Annotated in this window: 21 protein-coding genes; 7 read left to right on the top strand and 14 right to left on the bottom strand. The window is 69.6% G+C overall.

Annotated elements, in window-relative coordinates; genetic code table 11:
• Nucleotides 1-138: 138 nt before the first annotated feature.
• Complete coding sequence (locus ACQPYK_RS13495; protein ID WP_433254810.1) at nt 139-1662, bottom strand: recombinase family protein; 1524 nt, start codon at nt 1660-1662, stop codon at nt 139-141.
• A gap of 58 nt (nt 1663-1720) precedes the next feature.
• Complete coding sequence (locus ACQPYK_RS13490; protein WP_433254807.1) at nt 1721-4453, bottom strand: penicillin acylase family protein; 2733 nt, start codon at nt 4451-4453, stop codon at nt 1721-1723.
• Nucleotides 4454-5010: 557 nt separating this feature from the next.
• On the opposite strand from ACQPYK_RS13490, the gene ACQPYK_RS13485 reads away from it, so the two are divergent.
• A complete protein-coding gene (locus ACQPYK_RS13485; RefSeq protein ID WP_433254804.1) occupies nt 5011-5937 on the top strand; it encodes a phosphotriesterase family protein in 927 nt (308 codons plus the stop codon).
• A gap of 3 nt (nt 5938-5940) precedes the next feature.
• Nucleotides 5941-6819 (top strand): sugar phosphate isomerase/epimerase family protein, encoded by an 879-nt coding sequence (locus tag ACQPYK_RS13480; RefSeq protein WP_433254801.1) that lies wholly within the window; start codon nt 5941-5943, stop codon nt 6817-6819.
• 22 nt (nt 6820-6841) lie between these two features.
• Here the strand turns inward: ACQPYK_RS13480 and soxR are convergent, their stop codons facing one another.
• Nucleotides 6842-7348 (bottom strand): redox-sensitive transcriptional activator SoxR, encoded by a 507-nt coding sequence (gene soxR, locus ACQPYK_RS13475; RefSeq protein ID WP_433254798.1) that lies wholly within the window; start codon nt 7346-7348, stop codon nt 6842-6844.
• A 50-nt stretch (nt 7349-7398) separates the two neighbouring features.
• Here soxR and ACQPYK_RS13470 point away from each other — a divergent pair, with 50 nt between their 5' ends.
• Entirely contained in the window at nt 7399-7797 is a 399-nt protein-coding gene (locus tag ACQPYK_RS13470; RefSeq protein WP_433254795.1) for a PPOX class F420-dependent oxidoreductase, read from the top strand.
• Nucleotides 7798-7859: 62 nt separating this feature from the next.
• On the opposite strand, the gene ACQPYK_RS13465 is transcribed toward ACQPYK_RS13470, so the two are convergent.
• A complete protein-coding gene (locus tag ACQPYK_RS13465; protein ID WP_433258784.1) occupies nt 7860-8114 on the bottom strand; it encodes a substrate-binding domain-containing protein in 255 nt (84 codons plus the stop codon).
• 63 nt (nt 8115-8177) lie between these two features.
• On the opposite strand from ACQPYK_RS13465, the gene ACQPYK_RS13460 reads away from it, so the two are divergent.
• Nucleotides 8178-8804: an AAA family ATPase gene (locus ACQPYK_RS13460; protein ID WP_433254792.1), complete on the top strand. Its 627-nt coding sequence runs from the start codon at nt 8178-8180 to the stop codon at nt 8802-8804.
• On the opposite strand, the gene ACQPYK_RS13455 is transcribed toward ACQPYK_RS13460, so the two are convergent.
• From ACQPYK_RS13455 to ACQPYK_RS13445, 3 genes are all read right to left on the bottom strand, one after another.
• Nucleotides 8767-9546: a putative hydro-lyase gene (locus ACQPYK_RS13455; protein WP_433254789.1), complete on the bottom strand. Its 780-nt coding sequence runs from the start codon at nt 9544-9546 to the stop codon at nt 8767-8769. The genes ACQPYK_RS13460 and ACQPYK_RS13455 overlap by 38 nt on opposite strands.
• A 100-nt stretch (nt 9547-9646) precedes the next feature.
• A complete protein-coding gene (locus ACQPYK_RS13450) occupies nt 9647-9886 on the bottom strand; it encodes a hypothetical protein (RefSeq protein ID WP_433254786.1) in 240 nt (79 codons plus the stop codon).
• A 10-nt stretch (nt 9887-9896) separates the two neighbouring features.
• Nucleotides 9897-10118 carry a DUF6158 family protein gene (locus ACQPYK_RS13445; RefSeq protein WP_433254783.1) on the bottom strand — a complete coding sequence of 74 codons (222 nt, stop codon included), beginning with the start codon at nt 10116-10118 and terminating at the stop codon, nt 9897-9899.
• Between the two features lie 137 nt (nt 10119-10255).
• On the opposite strand from ACQPYK_RS13445, the gene ACQPYK_RS13440 reads away from it, so the two are divergent.
• Together ACQPYK_RS13440 and ACQPYK_RS13435 are read left to right on the top strand one after the other, a co-directional pair.
• The gene (locus tag ACQPYK_RS13440) at nt 10256-11218 is read left to right on the top strand and encodes a LysR family transcriptional regulator (protein ID WP_433254781.1); all 963 of its coding nucleotides are present in this window, start codon (nt 10256-10258) and stop codon (nt 11216-11218) included.
• 196 nt (nt 11219-11414) lie between these two features.
• The gene (locus ACQPYK_RS13435) at nt 11415-12860 is read left to right on the top strand and encodes a hypothetical protein (protein ID WP_433254778.1); all 1446 of its coding nucleotides are present in this window, start codon (nt 11415-11417) and stop codon (nt 12858-12860) included.
• A 4-nt stretch (nt 12861-12864) separates the two neighbouring features.
• Here ACQPYK_RS13435 and ACQPYK_RS13430 read toward each other — a convergent pair whose 3' ends face one another.
• From ACQPYK_RS13430 to ACQPYK_RS13400, 7 genes are all read right to left on the bottom strand, one after another.
• Entirely contained in the window at nt 12865-13815 is a 951-nt protein-coding gene (locus tag ACQPYK_RS13430) for an ABC transporter ATP-binding protein (RefSeq protein ID WP_433254775.1), read from the bottom strand.
• Nucleotides 13815-14759 (bottom strand): ABC transporter ATP-binding protein, encoded by a 945-nt coding sequence (locus ACQPYK_RS13425; protein WP_433254773.1) that lies wholly within the window; start codon nt 14757-14759, stop codon nt 13815-13817. Before ACQPYK_RS13425 ends, ACQPYK_RS13430 begins: the two co-directional genes overlap by 1 nt.
• Nucleotides 14749-15741, bottom strand: a complete 993-nt coding sequence (locus ACQPYK_RS13420; RefSeq protein ID WP_433254770.1) for an ABC transporter permease — start codon at nt 15739-15741, stop codon at nt 14749-14751. Before ACQPYK_RS13420 ends, ACQPYK_RS13425 begins: the two co-directional genes overlap by 11 nt.
• A gap of 64 nt (nt 15742-15805) precedes the next feature.
• Nucleotides 15806-16705 (bottom strand): ABC transporter permease, encoded by a 900-nt coding sequence (locus ACQPYK_RS13415; RefSeq protein ID WP_433254767.1) that lies wholly within the window; start codon nt 16703-16705, stop codon nt 15806-15808.
• A complete protein-coding gene (locus ACQPYK_RS13410; RefSeq protein WP_433254764.1) occupies nt 16702-18381 on the bottom strand; it encodes an ABC transporter substrate-binding protein in 1680 nt (559 codons plus the stop codon). The genes ACQPYK_RS13415 and ACQPYK_RS13410 overlap by 4 nt, the downstream gene beginning before the upstream one ends.
• A gap of 95 nt (nt 18382-18476) precedes the next feature.
• A complete protein-coding gene (locus ACQPYK_RS13405; RefSeq protein WP_433258782.1) occupies nt 18477-19751 on the bottom strand; it encodes an aminotransferase class V-fold PLP-dependent enzyme in 1275 nt (424 codons plus the stop codon).
• Nucleotides 19752-20082: 331 nt separating this feature from the next.
• Nucleotides 20083-20433 (bottom strand): hypothetical protein, encoded by a 351-nt coding sequence (locus ACQPYK_RS13400; RefSeq protein WP_433254762.1) that lies wholly within the window; start codon nt 20431-20433, stop codon nt 20083-20085.
• Between ACQPYK_RS13400 and ACQPYK_RS13395 the strand changes: the two genes are divergently transcribed.
• Complete coding sequence (locus ACQPYK_RS13395) at nt 20423-20845, top strand: hypothetical protein (RefSeq protein ID WP_433254760.1); 423 nt, start codon at nt 20423-20425, stop codon at nt 20843-20845. The two genes, ACQPYK_RS13400 and ACQPYK_RS13395, sit on opposite strands and share 11 nt — an antisense overlap.
• Nucleotides 20846-20882: the final 37 nt, after the last annotated feature.

Below are 20882 nucleotides of genomic sequence, written 5' to 3'. Positions count from 1 at the left end.
GACGTCCGCCAGCGTCCATGAGAGTCCATAGACGTCCGCCAGCGTGGACTGCGTGGCCGCAACAAGTAAGGGATCTGTTCCCCTAAGGTAAGGGGCACAGATCCCTTGGCGGTCCGAGGACGTCCAGGACGTCTTAGGTCATTCCTCGCGCCAGATAGGCTCAAGCAAGTCCGGATTGAACGGCTTGCGCCCCTTCCCTGCCGGGAGAACGATCACCGCGTGCAATGCCTCGCGTATGTGTGCGCGCTTCTGGGAGAGCGGCAACCCGCCGTCTCCCTCAGGCACATACCACCGCTTACGGATATCCGCCGTATCTATGGCTGCCCTCGTCCTGCGCCGCTCCGCTGAAGCGGTGAAACTGGTTCGTTCAGCCCGAAGCTCGTTCACGGTTCTTTGGAGACGGGGAAGCGTCCGGAAGTAGTGGTCATTCTCCACGTTCCCGGATTCCCACTGCCGCGTGAACTCGTCAAGACGTTCCTTGGCCTTCTCGTATTCTTCTTCCCGAAGCCACCCGGTTACCTCGTTCGAGCTGCTGAACTTCGCCTCTTTCTCCATTTTGCTCAGCACTAGTTCCGAGATGAAGAAGTCAACGAGATCGCCCTTGCGGGACAGTGATCCGCACCCACCCTCGCTCTTGGGGAGACACCTGTATAGGTGTTCCTTCTTGTCATAGGTGTGTGCGACTCGCAGCGGCATGTTGCACACCCCGCCCTGATCCTTGGAACGGCCGCAGCGCACGATTCCCGTGAGGAGGTATTTGTGCTCACGGAAGTCTTGCGGAAGCGGTTCGCCTAGTGTGCCGTCCTGGTTCACGCTGTGGCCCTTACGGCTGTCCGTGATAGATCTGATTGCCCGCCACTCATCCGGCGTGACGATGGGTGTCCAATCGCCTGCAACGGGCTCACCCGCTTCGTCTAGGACGAGTTCGCCGTGTAGTTCTCGCCATCCACACAGCCGCGCGCTTGAGAGCGTCTCCCGGAGCCTTGTGCCCCTCCAGGCGTTCCCGCGTGGAGTCCGCACCCCCTGACGTAGCCACTCATCAGCAACGGACTTGATGGACCGTCCGGCGATGAAGTCACGAGCCGCCTGCCGCAGCAGTGGGGCCTCCACGGGGTCGAGCGTTCGCCGATCCGGCATCCAGCCGAACGGACGATGACCGCCGACCGCTATGCCTGCCTCTGCCCGTCGGCGGTGGTCGTTCCGCATCCGGCGTTGCATCTTCCGGACTTCCATTTTGGAGATCACCGCACCGAACAGGCCCATGCTCTCCACCTCTTCGCTGTAGAGGTTCTTGGTCTGCTTGGCATCGGCGAACACGAAGCCGTCGTGATAGGTGAACGCCTCGACGAAGCGCTCATAGTCACCGGGACGACGCACCAGGCGGTCATCATGGATGACGACTACGCCCCGAGCAGGTGACCCGTCCGGGAGCTTGCCAGCCTTGAGCACCTTGAGCATGAGTTCGAAGTCATCGCGCACCACGTCAGGCTTAGCGGCGGACTTGTCGTTGTCGGTGAACTCACGGACGACCGTCCAACCGTGCTGAGCTGCAGTTCTGCGGTTGATCTTGTGCTGATCCTTGACGCTGTGCTCGTCCTTCTTCCTCTTGTCCGAGGAAGCTCGGGCGTATGACACGACGGGAACGAGGTCTTCCGAGGTCAAGGCGGGTAGCCGTCGCACCGTGATTACCTCCCTAGGATTAATGTCCCTAGGGAATCTTCTACCAGGAGATCAGCGACTGCTTGATCCCGCCGAGCGGCGACTGCTGGACGGCGTCGGCGCACCACTGGTCGCCCGCCGAGCACACGGCGTCCGCCGGATAGGTCGTCGTCGCGGGTTCCGTGAGCGCCGCCGCCAGGCTGTTCAACAGAACCGTACGGCAGGCCGCCACCGTGCCGTCGCCGCAGTATCTCCTGGGCAGCGGGCCGGCGACCGGGTCACCGAGCACCGCCCGGACGTCCTTGCTCACATAACCCCACCAGCCGTACTGGAACGCCGAGCCCTTGTGCGCCTGGGCTTCGTTGGCGGAGGTGGGCAGGCTGGAGACGTCGCCCTGCTGGCGCCCCGAGGGCGATTCGTTGATCTGGACGGCGTTGACCAGGGACTGGTAGAGGCCCTCGCCGAGGCCGGGCTTGAACTCGGCCTGGACGAGCCTCGGCCACCACGCGTCGAACGCGCGGATCGCCCCGGCGTTCGCGTAGGACTTGCTGCCCGGCGAGGTCTCGATCCTGCGAGCCCCCGACGAGGCCCAGGCGGACAGTTCGGCGACCGCCGAGGCGAGGGCCGGATCGGTCACGGTCGCGCTGTTGATCACTCGGAGCAGGTCGGGCAGGACCTCCTTGCCGCGCAGGTCGGTCGTGGCCGCCTCGGCCATGATCTTCACGGTGCCCGCCCTGCCGAGCTTGCCGCCCCCGGACAGGGCCGCCTTGACCGGAGCGTCGAGCAGGTCCGCGCGGTGAACCGGCCCGAAGCTGAAGTTGCCGTCAGCGGCGCCGTAATCCTTGGCCTGCTTGTTGTTCCAGCTGACGAGGTAGTCCTGGTCGGCCGTCTGCGGATGGGTGGCGGGTGCGGTGTAGGTCGCGGTGTTGGTGGACGGGTCGAAGCCCGCCCACTCGTGCGCCGCGTCGGCCGGCATCGGAAGGTTCGGGTCGGACACCGCGGACCTGACCGGGTTGTCGCCCGACATGAAGTAGGCCGCGTCGGAGGAGTTCACGTAGAACCAGTTGAACGCGAAGCCGATGGCGGAGGCGGAGTTCGTGAACGCCGCCGCGTCGCCCATCTGGGCCGGCTCGTTGAACATCTGGAACCCGATCGCCGAGTCGGCCTCGTGCTGGTAGGTCGATCGCAGGGTGGCGAAGGCGGTGGGCTGCCCGTTGACGGTGCCCCGCCAGCTCACCAGGCCATACTTCGTGCGCTTTATCACGAGGTCGTATGAGCCGGCGGCGGTGGAGTCGGCGACGGTGGGCTTCCAGGCGTTGGTCTTCTTCAGCGTTTCCATCGCCGTGCAGGTGCCGCGGTAGAGGTAGTGATCCGACGCCGTGGTCACCGTGCCGCCGGCGGGGTCGCAGAGTTGGAGGGCGTAGGTGTCGGTGATGTCCTGGCCGCTGGAGGTGGCGCTCCAGGCGTAGTCCGTGCCCCGGCCGAGCAGCACGTAGAGGTTGAGACCGGCGAACGCCGCGCCGCGCGCGTGGATGCCGGGCCCGGAGAGCTCCTCCAGCATGAGGAGCTGGGGGGCGAAGTAGCCCGTCTGCGGGCCGAACACCGCGATCGGATGCCCGGATGTCGACTTGGCCGCCGACACCACCACGGCGTTGGACATGCCGGGCTTGGAGTTGTCGACGATCAGCCCGTCCAGCATGCCTTTGGCGGCCGAGGTCGGCGTCCTGGCCGATCCGGTCTCGTTCTCGGTGATGTCCACGGGCGCCGTCGCCGGGTCGGGGAGGACGGCCCCGGTGGCGCCGGGCGCGTTCCCGGAGGGGAAGCTCTGGCCGTTGTGCAGGGTGAGCGTGGCCTCGGGGTCGTTCTGTGCCCGGAAGGCCGACCAGATCTGGTCACCGGCCGCCGCGCCGTACTTGACGCGGGCCTGGACCCGCGCCAGCGCGGACTGCATCTCCGCCCCGCCGCCGCCGCCGAACAACCCGCCGATCACCCCGGAGACCGCGACCAGGTCGGTCAGGGTGAAGTCCTCGGGACCGCCCGCGTTGGTGATCGCGTCGAGATGCCCGGTCAGGACGTACTCTCCGGGACAGTTCCGGTTCGCCATGCAGGAGTCGATGTAGGCGTTGATCCCGCTCACGTAGTTCTGCACGTCGGCGTAGAGCCGGGCGCCCCGGGGCCCGGAGTCCCTGAGCCTGGTGATCTGCGCCTGGAAGTCCGCCTCGGTGTAGGGGGAGTTTCGCCAGACGCTCTGTTCCAGCGCGCGGTTGCCCGACGCGCCGCCGGCGAACGGCGTCAGCTCGCCACGGCCGACGTGCCGCATCAGGTCCATCACCCACAGGCGGTCCTGCGCGCCCGCGTACCCGGCGCCGAACATCGTGCCCTCGCGGGTCGTCCCGGTGACGTGCGGGACCCCGGTCGCCTTGTCGCGGACGATCGTCACGTCCGACCGAGGGCTCGTCGTGCTCTGCACCTGTCCCGCGGGCACGCCGAACGAGCTGTCGTTGAAGAACGTGGTGATCTGGTCGTCGGTCAGCCCCGTGTAGCCGGAGACGAGGCCCGCGTACCTGCCGAGCTGGTCGTCGCTGTGTCGTGGCATCGTGCCCAGCGACTGGTTGGCCAGGATCTCGACCAGGGTGGCGTTGCCGTTCTCGCCGGGCGGCAGGATGTCCGCGCATTCGCCCAGGCAGTAGTCGGCGGTGAAGGTGGCTGCTGATGCGGGCACGGCGAGGGATGCCAGCGTGAGGATCGCGAGCGTGGAGGTCGCCGTGATCGCCCGCCGGAGGCGTGCGTGCATGTGAGAACCCCTAAAACATGAGGTGCACTCGGATGTTGGGAGGAACATATGCGGGGTCCCAGAGCGAATCAATGGCCGATGCGGTAACCACCCGCACCGGATCGCGGTTTCCCGTCATGGCGAGGAGGCCGGGCTCCGTCCGGGAGTCCGCGACCGGTTCCCGGGAATTCCTGCGCTCCTCGCTCCCCCGCGGGCCCGTCTCCGGATCGCGGAGATGGACCCGCGGGAGATCGACCGAAACCGGCCGCCGCGGACCGGCCGGACCGGTCGGCCGGGACTGGCCGGCTGAGGTCGGCCGGCCGTGCAGGTGGCGGTGGCCGGCACCCCGTTCGAGCACGCCGAACGGCTTTCTTCGCAAAGCAGCGGACAAACCGCCGTGCACGATCAGGTGACGGGACCCCGGTCTTCGACCGCCCATGGTGCGCGCGCATGAACGCCCAGAGATTCACATACCGGACCATGGGCTCTCAATAGTTTGAAGGGCCAACTAACAACCGCAAGGTAAAACAATGAGGGGTTCCGTGTTTTCTGCCCAAAATATGAGTTAATGTCCGTCCATGCCCAAGGCTTCCCTCGGCACATCCGAGGCTTCCCTTGTCAGGACCGTCAGCGGGTCCCGCGCCCCGTCCGCCATCGACGGAGCGATCCTGCCCCGCGAGCACCTGCGCAGCGACATGCGCCGGGCGGCCGGCGTCGCGTCCGACCCGCACCTGTGGCTGGATGAGGAGCAGGAGGTCACCCGCGAGCTGTGCGGGCTGCGCCAGTCCGACAGGCTCGGCCTGGTCGTCGAGCTGAGCTGCATCGGCATGGGCCGGGACGCGGCCGCGCTGGCGCGGGTCACGGCCGGCAGCCGGGTGGCGGTGGTGGCCGGGACCGGCTTCTTCGCCGGCCCGTTCACCCCCTCCTGGGCGCTCGAGGCCGATGTGGACACCCTCACCGCCCACCTGCTGACGGAGATCGACAACGGCCTGGACGGCACCAGCGCCCGCCCCGGCGTGATCGGCGAGATCGGCATCTGGGGCCGGGAGCCCACCCCCGCCGAGGAGCGCTGCGCGATCGCCGCGGCCAGGGCGTCCCTGGTCTCCGGCCTGCCGGTCGCCATCCACCATCGCGGCGGCCCGGCCCTGCTGGAGACCCTGCTCCGCGCGGGCCTGCCCGCCCACCGGATCAGCGTCGCCGACGCCGGGACCGACCCGGCGCTCCCCCGCAAGATCGTCGAGAGCGGGGCCTATGTCTGCCTCACCTCCCTCGGCGCCGACCGGCTCCGGCAGGCGCTGGAGCTCATCGAGGCCGGATACGCCCACCGCCTGCTGCTCAGCAGCGGCCTGTCCAAGGTCTCCGAGATCGAGCGGTACGGCGGAGCCGGCTACAGCCACCTGTTCCGCACCTTCCTGCCCCGGCTGCGCGAGGCGGGGGTCGGCGAGGAGACCATCAGCATGATCACCCACGACAACCCCCTGCGCTGGCTGACCTGTCTGGAGTGACCCATGGCGATCAAGATCGCGAACGCCCCCGTCAGCTTCGGGATCTATCAGGCGACCGGGGCACCGCTGGAGGCCGACGCGATGCTCGACGCGCTCGCCGAGGCCGACTACGACGGTGTCGACTCCGGCCCGATCGGCTACCTGGGCACCGGCGCCGAGTTACGGCAGCGGCTGGCCCGGACCGGGATGGGGCTGGCGGGCGGCTGGGTCGACCTGCGATACGAGGACGCCGGCGCGTTCGCGGCCGATCTGGCCGGGCTGGACGCGGCGCTGGCGGTGTTCACGAGCGTGCCGGTCGCCGACGGACGGTTCGCCCCCCGGCCGACGCTGGCCTGCCCGGCCCATCCGGAGCGGTTCGCGCGAGGCGTCGCGCCGGGCCTGCCCGGGGAGGCGTGGGCGGAGTTCGCCTCCCGGGTCCAGCGGGCGGCCGACCGCTGCCGCGACCACGGCCTGGAGCCCGTCTTCCACCATCATCTGGGAACCCTGGTGGAGACGCCGGAGGAGGTCGAGCGGCTCCTGGAGCTCACCGACGTCTCCCTCTGCCTGGACACCGGTCATCTCTGGCTGGCGGGCGGCGACCCGGTCGCGGCGCTGCGGGAGTGGGGCGACCGGATCAGGCAGCTCCATCTCAAGGACGCGAGCCGGCGGGCGCGTGACCGGGTGCGGGCGACCGGCGGCGACCTGGCCGCGGTCGTCGCGGGCGGCGCCTTCCCCAGGCTCGGCGCGGGGGAGATCGATCTGCCCGGTGTCCTGGGCGAGCTCGGCGGCTACGAGGGATGGCTGGTCGTCGAGCAGGACGTCCCGGGCTCCGGCCAGGACCTCGGCCGGGCCGTGGACGACCAGCGGGCCAACCGCGCCTGGCTGCGCTCCCACGGCCTCTGAACACGGGCCACGACGCGGACGCCTACGCGCTGACGGCCTCCGGTCCGGCCTCGGCCTGGTCATCGCACTCCCTGGGGCACTCGCGGCGCGGGGCGACCATCAGGCGTGAGCCGGGCCCTCTGGCCGCCGCCACGTCGTCGGGGTTGGCCAGCGCGCACCGGTCCAGGGAGAGACAGCCGCAGCCGATGCACTCGGTCAGGCCGTCGCGCAGCCGCTGGAGCTGCCTGATCCGGTCGTCCAGCTCGCCGCGCCACGTCGAGGAGAGCCTCGCCCAGTCGTCGCGGGTGGGGGTGCGCCCGTCGGGCAGCTCGGACAACGCGTCCTGGATCGTCTTGAGCGGTATCCCCACGCGCTGCGAGACCCGGATGAAGGCGATCCTGCGCAGCGTGTCACGGGTGAAGCGGCGCTGGTTGCCGGCCGTACGGCGGCTGCGGATCAGTCCTTTGGACTCGTAGAAGTGCAGGGCCGAGATCGCGACCCCGCTGCGCGAGGCGAGCTGGCCGACGGTGATCTCCAGGTTCTTGGACACGCTCCACTCTAACTTGACCTCAATCACCGTTGAGGTTGCACGCTGGGGCCATGACCTTCACCCAGGCAGAACTCGACTATCTCGCCGGCCAGCATCTGGGCCGCCTGGCCACGGTGAGCCCCGACGGCGTGCTCCAGAACAGCCCGACCGGCTTCTCCTACGATCCGCAGACCGGCGCCATCGACATCCGCGGCCGCGCGATGGGCAAGACGAAGAAGTTCCGCAACGTCCGGGCGAACGGCCAGGCCGCCTTCGTGGTGGACGACCTCACCTCCGTCAACCCCTGGAAGGTCCGGGGCATGGAGATCCGCGGTGTGGCCGAGGCTCTGGAGGACCAGGAGCCGCCCTCGCCGTACATGAGCCGGGAGGTCATCCGCATCCATCCGCGGCGGATCATCTCCTGGGGCATCGAGCCCGGGCGGGAGGGCATGGCGGGCCGAGACGTCTGACCCCGCGCGGGCACCGTCCGGCCCGGCCCTGCCCACCCGAGCCGGCCCGGCGCCGAAGGCCCTCACCGCCCGAGAGTGCTCTCCCTCGCCATGAGCCGGTAACCGGCCCGGGCCTCCTGCGGAGGATGACCGGCCTGGCCGTCGATCCTCCGCTTGAGCAGATCGACCGCGATCCGGGCGAGCTCGGCCTTGTCCGGCGCCACCGTGGTGAGGGCCGGCGTGCTGTAGCGACCGTCCTCGATGTCGTCGAGCCCGGCCAGCGCGATGTCCCGCGGCACCCGCAGGCCCGCCGAGAGGATCGTGCGCATCGCGCCCAGCGCTGGGTGATCGAGGGGATCTCACGCTCCGGGCTCAAGGGCTGATCGGGTAGAACTGGGCGCATGACGGAGGCACCGGTGCCTGACGGCCCGGACGTGACGGGGCCGGGACACCTGTGGGTGGTCAGCGGGCCGCCGGGGGCGGGCAAGTCGACCGTGGCGGCGGCGCTGCTGGCACGGCTGGACCCGGTGCCCGCGCTGCTCGACAAGGACACCGCCTACGGCGGGTTCGTGGCCGCCACCCTCCGGGCCCACGGCCGGGATCAGGGCGAACGCGAGGGCCCCTGGTACGACGAGCACATCAAGGGGCATGAATACGCCGGGCTGACCGCGCTGGCCCGGCAGATCCGCTCGCACGGCTGCCCGGTGATGCTCGACGGGCCGTTCACCGGCCAGGTGCACGACGCGACGCGGTGGGAGCGCTGGATGGACGAGCTGGGCGGGCCCCCGGTCCGCCTGCTCTGGATCCGGTCGGACGGCCCCAGCCTGCGTGCCAGGCTGGAGCGCAGGGGACTCGCCCGGGACGCCGGGAAGCTCGCCCGCTTCGAGGACTACCTGCGGGCGATCCGGGTGGACGAACCGCCCGCCGTGCCGTACATCGAGATCGACAACCGTCTCGGCGCGCCGCCCCTGGAAACGCAGGTGGCCGCGCTCACGGGACCTGGAAGCGGTCGTCCCTGGCGTCGATGATCGCCATGTGGCCCGGCAGGTGGCCGATCGCGAAAGGCACCCCGCTCGCCATGACGGCCGCCTGGGGCGTCACCCCGCACCCCCAGAAGAGCGGGATCTCACCTGCCTTCACCTCGACGGGGTCGCCGAAATCGGGCGCGCCGAGGTCGGTGATCCCGATCTCGGCCGGATCGCCGACGTGGACCGGCGCGCCGTGCACGGCCGGGTATCTCGCGGTCACCCGGATCGCGACCGGCACCAGCGAGGCGGGGACCGGGCGCATGGAGACGACCATCGGGCCGCTCAGCGAGCCCGCCGGGCGGCAGGGCAGCGAGGTGAGATACATGGGGACGTTGGTCCCGGTCTCGATGTGCCGCACCGGGACCCCCGCCCTGAGCAGCGCGTCCTCGAAGGTGAAGCTGCAGCCCAGCAGGAAGGCCACGAGGTCGTCCCGCCACAGGTCACGGACGTCGTCCACGTCGGCCACGGCCGCGCCGCGCTCGTAGACCCGGTAGGCGGGCAGATCGGTGCGGAGGTCGCCGCCGAACAGCCCGGTGCCGACCGCGCCGGGGTCGCCGACATCCAGCACCGGGCAGGCGACGGGGTTGCGCTGGGCGAAGAGCAGCAGGTCGTAGGCGAGATCACGGGGCACGGCGAGCAGGTTGGCCTGGGTCCAGCCCCGGCACCATCCCGCGGTGGGCGTTCGCAGCCCCTCCCGGAAGCGGCGCCGGGCCTCGCCCGGAGTGAGCGCGGCCTGATCCATCCTCGGATGGTAACCCTCGGCACCGCGGAAGTCCCGTGCCTGACGGTCACCCTCGGCACCGCGGAAATCCCGTGCCTGACGGCCTCTCCCGCTCGGGGACTCAGTGCTCCAGTCCCCAGCTGTGCGGGCCGAGGACGTAGGCGGTCCCGGCCACCCTCAGCCAGCCGGCCTCGACCAGGCCGTCGAGGCTGCGCCGTACCGCCTCCTCCGGCAGAGCGGTCGCGTGCGCCACCTCCTCGACCGTGGCCGTCCCGCCCTGCACCGTAAGTCCGGACACCGCCTCATAGACGTCGGTGTCCACGCCCGACAGGGCTTGGACGTCGGGGCGTTCCTCAGCCATGCCGACGCCCCTAACGCCGTCGCGCGCCGTCGCGCAACCGTTCGGGATCGACGTCTCGCTCGGGATGGCGGCGCAGGTATTCCTGCTCCAGCTCCTCGGTGCGGGCGGTGTGGTTGGCGAGCGCGTCACCGGAACCGTGCAGGAGCGTGTCGGTCCGGGTCGCGTGCAGGTGCCGCAACTCGCGGAGCAGGTCGTCCTCGATCAGTTCCTTCGGGTCGATTCCCATCGTCATGCAGACTCGCCTACCCCGTCACCGTCTTTCCTCACTTCACTTTCGATCTCTTCTGTTGACATGATTTCGAGAAATTGAGTCAGATTTCGTGACTCGTTTGCATTGCAGGCATAACTTCACGGCTTTACCTTCCCGGTATGGACCTCGAGCTCCGACACCTCAAGATCGTGCGCGCGGTCGCCGAGGCCGGAAGCGTCACCAAGGCCGCCACCCATCTGGGATTGGCCCAGCCCGCGCTGACCGCGCAGCTCAAACGGATAGAGCGGGTGCTCGGGGGAGCCCTTTTCGAACGCGACCACCACGGCGCGCGGCCCACGCCGCTGGGGGAACTGGTGCTGTCCAGGGCGATGGTGCTGCTGCCCGCCGCCCGGGAACTCCAGGAGGAGGCGGTGCGGTTCGCCAACACCAGCGGGAACGACGTCCCCAGCTACCGGCTGGGCGCCACCAACGGGCCGGTCCTGGGCGGCCTGGTGGACCGGCTCGCCACGGCGTGGCCATCGACCCCGGTGAGCACCTACACCTCTTGGTCGGCCAGGGAGCTCACCACGATGGTCATGCTCGGCCGGCTCGACTTCGCTCTCATCGGCGCCTGCGGGGAGAGCTCTCCACCGGTGGAGGGGCCGGTGGTGTGGCTGACCGTGGGGGTGGACCCGGTCTTCGTGCTGCTCGACGACGACCATCCGCTGATCGGCCGCAGGGAGGTGGCGCTGGCCGAACTGGCCGGCGAGCGCTGGGCGCTCACCCCCGGCGACAGCTGTTTCGGCGACTGCTTCGCCACGGCCTGCACCCGCGCGGGCTTCACACCTCAGACGATCTACGAGACCGACGTGGGCACGTGCATGCACCTGGCCAAGGTCGGCCGTGCCGCCGTGCTGTGCCAGGCGACCCTCCAGCCGGCTCCCGGCGTGGCGATGGTGCCGCTCGCCGACGCGCCGCTGCGCTGGCGGCAACTGCTCGGCTGGCATCCGGAGGGGGCCGCCGCGCAGATCGCGGCGTCGATCGTCGAGCACGCGAAGGCCGCCCACGCCGACGCCGTACGGCGAAGCCCGCGATACGCCGCCTGGCTCGCCGAGAACCCCCGCTTCGGCACCTCCCCGTAACGCCGACCGAGGAGACCACCGCGGCCAGGACCGAGTCCGCCCCCGGTGGACGGCCCGGTGGACGGCCCGGTGGACGGCCCGGCGGGCCTTCGCCGGAGCCTGGACGACCGGACCGTGACCCCGAGCCGACGACCATCGCTCTCGTCATGGAGGGGCGGCGGCGTCATCGTGTCCGAATGTCCAGAAGAATGGACAGATGAGCGAGCTTCTCAGGCTGAGCGAGGGCGCGGTGCTGACGCATCTGGTCACCCGGGCGGAACTGGCGGCCGGTGCGCTGAGCGCCGTCGACGACCTGCGGCTGTGGGCACGGCTGGCCGACGGCGACGGGGTGCCGCTGGCGGGAGGCGGCCGGGTGCGCACCGTGGTCCAGGCGGGCGAGCCGTCTCTGAAGGGGCCCGACGGCTGGCTCGCGGGAGTGGCGCCGCAGGACGTGGTCGCGCTGCGGCTGCGCGACGGCACGCTGGAGCTGTCCACCGTGACGCTGACCGGCTTCCCCGCTGATCGGGCGATCCGGGTCGTCCGGGAGTTCGGCGAGCAGGCGCTGGACGCCCTGCGCGCCTTCGCCGAGGGGTTGGAGCCCAGCCCCGGCGCCTCGATCGACGTCGTGGTCCTGGAGCTGCTGATGAAGGCCCCGGAGACTTTCGCCGACCCGCTCCCGCCGCTGGCCCCGCTGCTGCGTGAGGCATCGTTGGAGCTGCGGGGCGGCCGGGTCGGCATCGTGGGCGCGCCGTGGGACACCGGGTCGGTGGCCGACCTGGCCCCGCTGGACGTCATCAGGCTCGCCCTGGTGCGCAGCGCGCTGCGCACCTACGGCGAGGGCGCCGACCTGTCCAAGGCGATCACCTACCTGTCCCGGTCGGAGGCGGTGCTCGCGAGGATCGCCGACGAGGTGGAGCGCGAGCCGCTCGGCCCCGGCCTGATCGAGGCGCTCCCGCGCACCGAACCGGCCGCGCTGCTGCTGATCGCCAGATCCGCCGAGGGTGAGGGCCGGTCGTTCGAGGCGGCCGGGCTCATCGACGAGGTGCTCTCCCTCGCCCCGGGTACGGCTCCGGCCGGGCGGGACGCGGCCGAGTACGCCGCCTGCCGTACCGCTCCGGGCGACCCGTTGCCCGTGCGGGCCGCGCACCTGTTCCGGCAGCTGCTCGCCTACGTCCACCGTCCGGCCCGCCGCCGCCTGATCGACGACCTGGTCGCGCTGAGCATCCGGGTGGCCGAGCCCGCGCTGGCCGACCTGGCGCTGTTCGAGAACGACGTCGTCGGCGAGTTCCTGGACGCGCGGGGCGAGTGGCTGCGCGATGACGAGGTGGAGCTGCTGGAGTCCTGGCGCAGGACGCCGCTGCGGCTGTGGGAGGTCCTCGGCGTCGCCGGAGACGAGATCACGCTGCGCGAGACGGGAGAGCCCGGGAAGGGGCCGGTGACGCTGACCGACGAACTGCTCGCCCGGCAGGCCCTGCCCGGCGACCTGATGCTGACCAGGCTGCTGGGCGACGGGGAGGGCCCGCGCGTGTTCGGCCACCCGTTCAAGGTGGACCCGGCGCGCGGGGACGAGATGCTCGCCCTGCTCACCGATCCCGTCGACCCCTACGCCGTGGCCGCCTTCTTCCGGCGAGCCGGAAGAACTCCCGGCGCGACGCCTGGATGACGGCCTACCCGGGACGTCCGGCTGACGGGTCGTCCGGCTGCAACGGGAAGTGGCAGGCCACCTCCCTGTCACGATGGACCTGGAGCAGTGGTCGTTCCACCGAGCAGATCTCCTTCGCCTGCGGGCAACGGGGGTGGAAGGAGCAGCCCGGCGGTGGCGCGGCCGGGGAGGGCGGGTCGCCCTGGAGGACGATCCGCTCCCGCTTCCGCTCAACCTTCGGATCCGGCACCGGTACGGCGGACAACAGCGCACGGGTGTAGGGATGGGCGGGACTGTCGTAGAGCGCGTGCCGGTCGCCGATCTCGACGATCCGGCCCAGGTACATCACCGCGACCCGGTCGCTGACCCGGCGCACCACTGACAGGTCATGCGCGATGAAGATGTAGGTCAGGCCCAGCTCGCGCTGCAGTTCCTCCAGCAGGTTGACGATCTGGGCCTGGACGGAGACGTCGAGCGCCGAGACCGGCTCGTCGGCGATGACCAGTTTGGGCCGGGTGGCCAGGGCTCGGGCGATGCCGATCCGCTGGGCCTGGCCTCCGGAGAACTCGTGCGGGTAACGGTCGGCGTGCTCGGGAATCAGGCCGACCATGTCCAGCAGCTCGCCCACCTTGGCTGTGACGCCGGAGATTCCCTGGACGATGAGCGGATTGGCGATGATCTGGCCCACGGTCTGCCGGGGGTTCAGCGAGGAGTACGGGTCCTGAAAGATCATCTGTAGATCGCGTCGCAACGGCCGCAGTTCCCGCTGCCGGGCGTGCGCGATGTCCCGGCCCTGGAAGAGAATCGACCCTCCGGTGGGCTCCAGCAGTCGGACGATCGCGCGCGCGGTGGTGGACTTGCCGCAGCCGGACTCACCGACCAGGCCAAGCGTCTCGCCTGGCCGTACCGAGAACGAGACGCCGTCCACCGCTCTCACGGCCTTGAAACGCATCTGCAGATCGCTGACCGTGAGCATCAGGAACTCCCCAGGTGACAGGCGGCGAGGTGGCCGGGCGACGACTCGACCAAGGCGGGCAGGGTGGTCTCGCAGGCCGCCATCCGGTGCGGGCACCGGGGGTGGAAGGGGCAGCCCGGTGGCGGGGCGAGCAGTGAGGGCGGGGAGCCGGGAATGGTCCGCATCGGCGTGTCGTCCGAATCGTCCAGCCGGGGCAGCGAGTCGAGCAGGCCGTGGGTGTAGGGGTGACGCGGTGCCTCGAACAGAGGATCCGCGGCGGCCCGTTCCATGACCCGCCCGCCGTACATGACCAGCACCTCGTCCGCGACCCTGGCGATCACGCCGAGGTCGTGGGTGACCATGATCACGGCCAGGCCCCTGTCCTGCTGAATCCGCATGATCAGCTCAAGGATCTGGGCCTGTACGGTCACGTCCAAGGCGGTGGTGGGTTCGTCGGCCACCAGCAGGTCGGGCTCGCAGGCCAGCGCCATCGCGATCATCACGCGCTGCCGCATGCCTCCGGAGAACTGGTGTGGATGGTCTGCGGCGCGCTCACGCGGCGCGGGGATGCCGACCTCGGCCAACGTCTCCACCGCCCGCCGCTTGGCGATCCGTCGCGAGGCGCCGAAGTGCAGGCGGTAGGCCTCGGCGATCTGCTCGCCCACGGTGTAGTAGGGGTGCAGCGACGACAGGGGATCCTGGAAGATCATCGCTATCCGCCGGCCACGCAGCCGGCGCAGCGTCTCCTCCGGCACGCCGATCAGCTCCCGCCCGTCGAACCGCACCGACCCCGTCACCCGCGCGTCCACATGCAGACCCAGCAGCGCCAGGCTGGTCACGGACTTGCCCGAACCGGACTCGCCGACGATGCCGAGCGTGCGACCCCGATCGAGGCCGAAGCTGACATCCCGGACCGCATGCAGGTCGCCGAAGGAGACGCCCAGCCCATTGACCTCAAGAAGCACGGCGCACCCTCGGATCCACGACGCCGTAGAGCAGGTCCACAACGAGATTGGCGAAAACGATGAAGAACGCGGCCAGCAACGTGGTGCCCAGGATCACCGGATAGTCCTGCCCGGTGATGCTGTCCGCGGTGATCTTGCCGACCCCAGGCAGGCTGAAGATGGACTCGGTGATGATCGCGCCGCCCATGAGCCCGCCCAGGTCCATGCCGAAGAGGGTGACGATCGGCGTCAGCGCGGCGCGCAGCCCGTGTTTGACCACGACCGTGCGGCGGCGCAACCCCTTGGCGCGAGCGGTGCGGATGTACGGCTCCGCCATCGTCTCGATCATCGAGGAGCGGCTCTGCCTGGCGTACATCGCGGCCGACAACATCGCCAGCGCGACCCAGGCCAGCAGCAGGTTCCGCGCCCACAACAGGGGATCCTCCCCGAAGGGGACGTAGCCGGGGTACGGCATGAGCCCCAGCCACCGAACCACCACGAAAAGCAACATCGGGCCGACGAAGTAGATCGGCAGGGCCGCGGTGACCACGGTCGAGCCGACCAGCAGCCGATCGGTGACGGTGTCCTTGTGCAGCGCAGAGGTCACGCCCACAGCGAGCCCGCCGACGAGCCAGAGCACGGCCGCGCCGATCGCCAGCGAGAAGGTGATCGGCAGGCCCTCCAGCAAAATGTCCCAGACGAGTTGCCCGGTCTGCCAGGAGTAGCCCAGGCAGGGGAAGTCGCAGGCGATGGCGTACTGGCCGGTGCCCAGGGAACGGCCGGCGAAGATTCCGGTCACGTAGTCGGTGACCTGGGTCAGGAGCGGCCGGTCCAGGCCCATCTGACTGCTGATCTCGGCCAGCCGTTCCGCTGTGCAGCTCTTACCGCAGGCGATGAGGGCGGGGTTGCTGGGGAGCAGAGTGAAGATGACGAAGGTGGTCAGGCAGATTGCCAGCAGCACGGCCGCCGCGGCCGCCAGCCGGCGCAGCAGGTAAAGAATCATGAAACCTCCTTGGCCGGTCTCGTGATCTGGGTGCTGCGCCGACCGGTGGCCTCGACATGCTCGGTCATGAGCGTGCCCCCTTGGGATCGATGGCGTCGCGCAGCCCGTCACCGAGCAGGCTGAACCCGAGGATGACGAAAAAGAGACAGAGGCTGGGGATCGCGAAGTAGGTGGGAGCCACGTCGTAATAGGTCACCGCGTCGGCGAGGATCTGGCCCCATGAGGGGGTGGGCGGGCGGATGCCGATGCCGAGATAGGAAAGCGCCGCCTCCGCACTGATCATGCCGGGCACCAGCAGCGTCGCGTAGGCGATGATCGGCCCGGCCACGTTGGGCAGGATCTCGCGGCGCAGGATCCGGCCGACGCCGGAACCGCTGATCCTGGCCGCCTCCACGAACTCGCGCGCCCTGATCGACAGCGTCTGCCCCCGCACGATGCGGGCGATGCCGGGCCAGCTGAACAGCCCGATCACCGAGATCATCATGACCAGCCGATTGACGTGCGGCGTTACCGACATGATCGCGATCATGAAGATCAGGCCGGGGAACGACATGAGCAGGTCCATCAGACGGCTGATCGACGCGTCCACCCAGCCGCCGAAGAACCCGGCCATGATGCCGAACAGCGCGCCGAGCGTGAGCACCACGGCGGCCCCGGCGAAGGCGACCAGCATCGAGACCTGGGTGCCCATTACGACCCGGGAGAACAGGTCCCGGCCGCTCACCGGCTCGACGCCGAACCAGTGCTCGGTGCTGAAGGCCTCCCGGGGCAGGCCCGCCAGGTTGGGGTCGATGGCGGCCGGGTCGGGCTGGGCGGGATCCCAGCCGCCGAGCCGTACGAGCAGCGGTGCCACCAGGGCCACCAGCACGAAGAAGCAGACGATGCCGAGCCCGGTCATAGCGGATCTGTTGCGGCGGAGCCGGCCGAACGCCAGCCGCCAGGGCCCCTTGGAGCGCGTGATCACTTCGAGAGGTTCGGGTCCTTGAGCCCGATCTCGGCGAAGTCGGGATTGCCCTCCCAGATCGGGTTGCCCTTGACGCCCGCCACGTTCGAGCCGTACAGGTTGTTCTGCTTCACCAGTGTGACGGGGATGTAGGCGCCGGTGGCCATGACCTGCCCCTCCAACTCCAGCCAGGCCTTGCCGGCGGCGTCCGCGTCGGTCATCGACTCGATCTCGCTGATCTTCTTGTCGATCGCCGGGTCCTTGAGCAGCGCGGCGTTGCCGCCGTGGTAGGCCTCACTGATGAGGCGGCTGTCGGTGATCATCGGCAGGAAGGTGGAGCCGGAGGGGTAGTCCGGGCACCAGCCACCGAACTGCAGCTCGGGCATCTTCGCGGGAGTGCCGTTGATACCGCCCGCCGCGGAGACGTCCACCAGGTCGATCTGCAGGTCGAATCCGGCCCGCTTGAGCCCCGCCTGAAGCGCCTCGGCCTGCGGCTTGCCTCCGCTGCTGGTGACCATGCGGATCTTCACCGGGGCCTGCGCTCCCGCCTCGGCGAGCAGCGCCTTGGCCTTTTCCACGTCGCCGGTCGGCGGGATGTGCAGGATGTCGCGCTGCACACCACCGGTGAGGCCCGGCGGCAGGATGGCGCCGACGACCTCGGCCATCTGCGGGCCGCCGGCCGCGGTCTGCAGCGCGGTCTTGTCCGCCGCGAACTGCGCCGCCATACGGACCTTCTGATTGTCGAAGGGCGGCTTCGACGTGTTGAGGTAGATCAGGCCGGTGCAGCCGTCGACCATGCTGCTCATTCGCTGCTGTGTCTTCGGGTTGGTGAAGATCTTGGGCAGCACGGACAGGGCGACGTCGGTGTAGCCGATCGCCGAGCGGTCGGAGCCCTGGTCGGCGATGAGCCGGGTATCACGGGCCGCGCCGCCGACGGACATGTTGACCACGATCCGGTCGGGGTAGGCCTTGCGCACCGGATCCGTGGCGGGGTCCCAGTGCTCGTTGCGCACGAGGACGAGCCCGACCTTGCGCTGGTACTTCTCGATCTTGTAGGGGCCGGAGGAGAACGGGCGGTCGTCGTACTTGACTCCGGCTTCCTTGGACTCCGGTACGGGGGCGAAGGAGGGCAGGGTCACGGTCTGGGAGAATTCGGCGACCGGGCGCTTGAGATGGAAGACGATCGTCTTGTCATCGGGCGTCTCGATGGAGTCCAGGTGCTTGCCGGCCAGCGGGCCCTCATACTTGTCGCTGACCAGGTACTTACGCGCGTAGTCGGGGCCACCGGTGAGTTCGGGGGCGAAGGAACGCTCGACGTTGTACTTGATGTCCTGCGCCTTGACCGGAGTGCCGTCCTCGTACTTCACGCCGTCTCTGAGGGTGAAGGTCCAGACCGTGCCGCCCTCGGACGGCCTGCCCAGGTCGGTGGCGAGGTCGGGGACGACCTCGGAGCCGCCCGCCTTGAAGGTCGTGAGCGTGCGGTAAAGCAGGCGTGTGCCGAAGCCCATGTCCCGCATGGTCCAGTTGCGCGCGGGGTCGAGATGGATGAAGTCGGCGTTGTTGAAGACGGTCAGAGTACCGCCCTTGGCGGGCCCGTCCCCGGTGGTGGCCTGCGGCTTCTCATCGCCGCTGCCGCACGCGGACAGGCTCAGCAGCAGGGTTGTGGCCAGCGCGAGCAGGCTTTTGTTCCTCGTCATACATCGCTCCTAAAATTTGAACGATCTAAACGTGGTAGACATTAAATGTGTGACATTGCACAAACAAGCCTGCGTAACCAAACTGTGTTGATCTTTCATATTCGTCCGAGTACGGCCGGCAGCCGGTCGGCCAGGTGGTCGTAGTCGGCGGTCCGGTTGTAGATCTGCGCCGACAGGCGAAGCAGCCCGCCCGGGTCGATCTTGATCTGGCACCCGAGGTGGTCGAGGACCTCCTGGCACAGGGCATCGGCTTGGGCCTTGGTACCGCCAAGGCCCGACGCCAGCCGTATCATCCGCATCGGTACGCCGGGGTAGCCGCGGCTGCCCTGCGAGCACGAGCCCGCCACTTGCGCGGGCTCCAGCCGGCCGTCCGCTGCGCACGGGCCGTCCACGCGCATACTCGCCGAGCACGGGCCGTCCACGCGCATACTCGCCGAGCACCGGCCGTCCACGCCCGGGACGTCTCCGGCCGAGGCGTCCGCGCACAGGTCCGCCGCGTGCAGGGCTTCCGCCACGACTCGCTGCCCGTAGGCCGCCAGCGCCACGTTGTGCGCCCGCACCCGCTCGAGCCCGAGCCGCTCCAGCATGTCGAGCCCGTACGGCGCGGCCAGCAGGGCGGTGTAGTCACGAGTGCCCTGCCACTCCACCGCCTCGGGAAATCCCTCGCCGTAGGAGACGATCAGCGGCCTGACCCGCTCCCGCCAGTGGGGGGCGACGTGCAAGATCGCGGTCGGACGCGGCGCGAACGCCCACTTGTGCAGATTGCCGACCCAGAAATCGGCGCCGATCGCCTCAAGGTCCACCGTCAGCATGCCGGGCGCGTGCGCCCCGTCCACCAGCGTGACGACATCCCGCGTCGCCAGTTCCTTGACCAGCCGCTCGACCGGCAACAACCGAGCGGCGGACGAGCTGACGTGATCGAAGACCGCGAGCCGCGTGCGCGCCGTGACGCCGCCGAGGAGTGCTTCGACCGGGTCGTCACCCAGTTTGACCTTCACCAGCGTCGCCCCGGTCTCCCCGGCGCGTCTGCGCAGGGCCCGCTCCACGGCCGCGTACACATGGTCGGTGTAGAGAATCTCGTCCCACACACCGAGCGGCACGGACTCCAGCGCGACGGTGATCCCCTCGGTCGTGTTGGCGACGAAGGCGGCCCCGGAGGTGTTGAGGAAGGCGGCCACCCGCTCCCGTGCCCGTGCCAGCCGGGCCGGCAGCCGGGCGAAGAACCGGTCAGGAGCACGCTCCATCTCCGTCCGCAACCGCGCTTGCCGCTCCTGCACCTCGATCGGCACCGCGCCGTAGGAACCGTGGTTGAGCTGGATGACCTCCGGCTCCAGGGAGAACATGTCCCGAGCCCCGGGGATCGGCATCATCTCCACAAGACCTCCCAATCGCAAACAGGAATTCGTTCCTTGATCAGAGCTAAGCAACGTCAAATGTGACATGTTATTTCGATGGCTTCTACTCGAACAGCCATCGAAATTCGGTCACCGACTGCGACGCGCATCATGATCATCGTTCGCCGTCTCTCCCACCTGCACGACCATGCCGGGTCACCGACCGCGCCAGGCCCAGGGTCGCCCTACTCGATCGGGTCGACAGACCACCGGCAAGAACGGCCCGCGCACAGAAGCGGCCTCACCCGCCCGGCAGGCGGGGCATTCGACCAAGAGCGATACCGCCCGGCGCCAGGGGGACACGCCCTCATCCTGCGCAGGCGGCCTTCACGACCGCTTCGCGCCAGCCCGCCATCCCGTCCCGCCAGGGCACGTGCACCTCCTGCCCGCCAGAGGGGCCGTAGGCGACCATCTCCAGCCGCCAGCCGGGCACGGGGCGGTCGCACGGGATCTGGAGTCTCAGGGTGAGGGCTCGCTTCTCGCCCGGCTGCAGCATCACATCCCAGCCGGGCAGGACCAGGGACTCGGCAGGGCCTCCGTCGGCTCCGGCGGACAGATGCGGTTCGAGCGAACGCACCGGCAGCGTGCCGCCGGACGAGACCGAGGAGGCGTCCGCCGCGAACAGTCCCTTGGCCGGCCTGCTGGCCGTGCCCGCCACCGCGCTGACCCTCGGCTTCCTGCCGATCAGCCGCAGACGGCTGACCGCCTTCGCCGCCCTTCACGGCGTCACGGTGACCACTGCCAACGGGCCGGTTCTCATCCGCTACCTGACCCGCTCCGTCCGATGGCGCTCGACGGGCGGCGCACTCGGCTGGCTGGCGGGTGCCGCGATCGCCCCTCCCACGGGAGCCCTCTTCGGCGGCGCGATCGGCTATCTGGCCGGCGCCTTCGCCGCGGAACTGCACAGTTCCGTACGGCGGGCACCGGGACCGCGCCGCGCCCTGCTCGTCAAGCGGCACTCGAAGGACTACATGTCGTGGGGAGTGCAGTGGGGCCCCGTCCTCGTGCTCGCCGTCCTGGTCCTCCAGGGACTCGGCGAGCTCCTATGGCGGCGTGAGGCGGGCGCCTGACCCTGGACGACCCTGCTGTACCTCGCGTTCGTCATCG

This window comes from Streptosporangium sp. CA-135522 (genome assembly GCF_050949235.1).
GTDB lineage: Bacteria > Actinomycetota > Actinomycetes > Streptosporangiales > Streptosporangiaceae > Streptosporangium.
This window is presented reverse-complemented; position numbering and strand designations above follow the sequence as displayed.